1 protein-coding gene is annotated in these 2174 nt (G+C 66.4%); it reads right to left on the reverse strand.

Annotated features, from left to right (window positions below):
* A partial coding sequence (locus LOY02_RS12205; RefSeq protein ID WP_317182633.1) for a multifunctional oxoglutarate decarboxylase/oxoglutarate dehydrogenase thiamine pyrophosphate-binding subunit/dihydrolipoyllysine-residue succinyltransferase subunit occupies window positions 1–2174 on the reverse strand: 2174 nt, incomplete at both ends.

Genomic DNA, 2174 nt, shown 5'->3' on the forward strand with positions numbered 1-2174 from the left:
GACTCGGTGTAGAGCTTGCGGACCGAGCGCTTGGCCTCGATGAGGTTGTACATGAGCGGCTGCGTCATCGAGGGGTCGTCACCCTCGTTGTGCCCGCGGCGGCGATAGCACACCATGTCGATGACGACGTCCTTGTTGAACTCCTGCCGGAACTCGTAGGCGAGCTCGGCGACGCGAACGCACGCCTCTGGGTCGTCGCCGTTGACGTGGAAGATCGGCGCCTGCACCATCCGGGCCACATCGGTCGAGTAGACCGAGGACCGCGATGAGCTGGGCGACGTCGTGAAGCCGACCTGGTTGTTGATGACGATGTGAATCGTCCCGCCGGTCCGGTAGCCACGCAGCTGGGACAGGTTGAGCGTCTCGGCGACGACACCCTGACCTGCGAAGGCCGCATCGCCGTGGAGGAGGACGGGAAGGACGGGGAACGACTCGCCGGCGAGGTTCAACCGGTCCTGCTTGGCGCGGACGATGCCCTCGAGGACCGGGTTGACGGCCTCGAGGTGCGACGGGTTGGCCGCGAGGTAGACCTTGGTCTTCTTGCCGTCCTCGGTGTGGAACTCACCCTCGGTGCCGAGGTGGTACTTGACGTCCCCGGAGCCCTGGACCGACTGCGGGTCCTGCTTGCCCTCGAACTCGCGGAAGATCTGGCCGTAGGACTTGCCGGCGATGTTGGCGAGCACGTTGAGGCGTCCGCGATGGGGCATGCCGATGCAGACCTCGTCGAGATCATCTCCCGCGGCCCGGTAGAGAATGCGGTCGAGCAGCGCGATGACCGACTCGCCACCCTCGAGCGAGAATCGCTTCTGGCCCACGAACTTCGTCTGCAGGAACGTCTCGAAGGCCTCGGCAGCGTTGAGTCGCCGCATGATCCGCAGCTGCTCCTCGCGCGAGATCTTCTTGTAGGGCACCTCCACCTTGTTCTGGATCCACGTGCGCTGGTCCGGGTCCTGGATGTGCATGTACTCGATGCCGACGGTGCGGCAGTACGAGTCGCGCAGGATGCCGAGGATCTTGCGGAACTTGAGGAAGGGTGCGCCGCCGAAGCCGCCGGTGGCGAAGGTGCGGTCGAGGTCCCACAAGGTCAGTCCGTGGGTGGTGACGTCGAGGTCGTGGTGCCGGCGCTGCTTGTATTCCAGCGGGTCGGTGTCCGCCATGAGGTGGCCGCGGACGCGGTAGGCATGGATCAGCTCCTGAACCCTGGCCACCTTGTTGATGTCGTCGTCGTGCGACGAGTCGATGTCCCGGATCCAGCGGACCGGCTCGTAGGGGATTCGCAGCGACTCGAAGATCTCGTCGTAGAAGCGGTTCCCGCCAAGGAGCAGCTCGTGGATGACGCCGAGGAACTCCCCGCTCACCGCGCCCTGGATGATCCGGTGGTCGTAGGTCGAGGTGAGCGTGAGGATCTTGCTCACGGCGTTGCGGTTGAGCGTCTCGCTGCTCGCTCCCTGCCACTCGGCGGGGTAGTCGAGGGCGCCGACGCCGATGATGGCGCCCTGCCCCTTCATGAGCCGAGGGACCGAGTGGACGGTGCCGATGCCACCGGGATTCGTCAGCGAGATGGTCGTGCCCTGGAAGTCCTCGACCGTCAGCTTGTTGTTGCGAGCCTTCTTGACCATGTCCTCGTAGGCGGTCCAGAAGTGGACGAAGTCCATCTCCTCCGCCGACTTGATCGACGGGACGACGAGGGTGCGCGACCCGTCCTCCTTCTGGAGGTCGATCGCGAGGCCGAAGTTGACGTGCGCCGGCCGGACGAGGCTGGGCTTGCCGTCCTTCTGGGTGTACCCGTAGTTCATCTCGGGCATGACGGCGAGGGCCTTGACCATCGCGTAGCCGATGATGTGCGTGAAGCTCACCTTGCCGCCGCGAGAGCGAGCGAGGTGGTTGTTGATGACCACCCGGTTGTCGATGAGCAGCTTGGCCGGGATGGCGCGGACGCTCGTGGCGGTCGGGACCTCGAGCGAGGACTCCATGTTGGCGACGACGCGCGCCGACGCTCCGCGCATGGGTGTGAGCACGTCCTCGTTGACGGGGCCGGTCCCCTTGACGGCGGGGATGTCGCGCGGCTTCGGCGTCGGCTCCGTCGCGGGCCCCTTGGCGGCGGGTGCCTTGGCCGGGGGCTCCTTGGCGGCGGGTGCCTTGGCGGCGGGTGCCTTGGCGGCGGGTGCCTTGGC

Origin of the sequence: Intrasporangium sp. (assembly GCF_032907665.1) — a bacterium.
Classification (GTDB): domain Bacteria; phylum Actinomycetota; class Actinomycetes; order Actinomycetales; family Dermatophilaceae; genus Intrasporangium.